Source organism: Brevibacillus porteri (genome assembly GCF_003013475.1).
Classification (GTDB): Bacteria; Bacillota; Bacilli; order Brevibacillales; family Brevibacillaceae; genus Brevibacillus; species Brevibacillus porteri.
In genome coordinates, this window is sequence record NZ_PXZO01000075.1 from 1 (window position 1) to 799 (window position 799).

Sequence of the window (799 nt, forward strand, 5' to 3'; positions counted from 1 at the left end):
AGTAAAACTACAGGGTCTTTCAAAGAAAAGGACAACCGAACAGCGGAACAAACGGAACTGATAGAGCTACGTAAGGAAAATCAACGATTGAAGATGGAAAACGATATTTTAAAGCAAGCAGCGCTGATCTTCGGACGAAAATCATAGTGATCCGGCAAAATGCACATAAGTACTCCGTGTCTGCCATGTGCTCCATACTCAAGGTAAATCGGAGTACCTACTATTATGAAAGTAGCCAGCAGTCATCTAGCGATGATGAGGTGGAGCAAGCAATCATCCGTATTTTTGACGAGAATCAGCGCGTTTATGGAACCAGAAAGATCAAGGCAACCCTCCAAAAAGAAGGACGAATCGTTTCAAGACGGCGCATTGGACGCTTGATGAAAAAGAATGGCCTTGTATCGGCGTATACGGTTGCCCAGTATAAACCACATAAGTCACCGTGTAACGATTCACCAATCCAGAATGAACTGAACCGCGAGTTTACAAAAGATGAACCACTAGAGGCAGTTGTGAGTGATTTGACGTATGTTCGAGTCGCAAACAAATGGCACTACATCTGCCTGCTCGTGGACTTATTCAATCGGGAGATTATTGGGTATAGCTGTGGAACCAGTAAAGATGCCGCGCTGGTCTACCAAGCTTTTGCAAGCGTAAAAGGAGACCTACGTCAAATCCAGCTCTTTCACACGGATCGAGGCAGTGAGTTTACCAATCGTACGATTGGTGACGTCATCCGTACATTCAACATCAAGCGCTCGCTTAGCATGAAAGGCTGCCCATATGACAATGCAGTCGC

Annotated in this window: 1 pseudogene; it reads left to right on the forward strand. The window is 45.3% G+C overall.

The window, feature by feature from the left end:
* A pseudogene (locus C7R92_RS31315) lies at window positions 1-799 on the forward strand (IS3 family transposase); the annotation flags it as partial.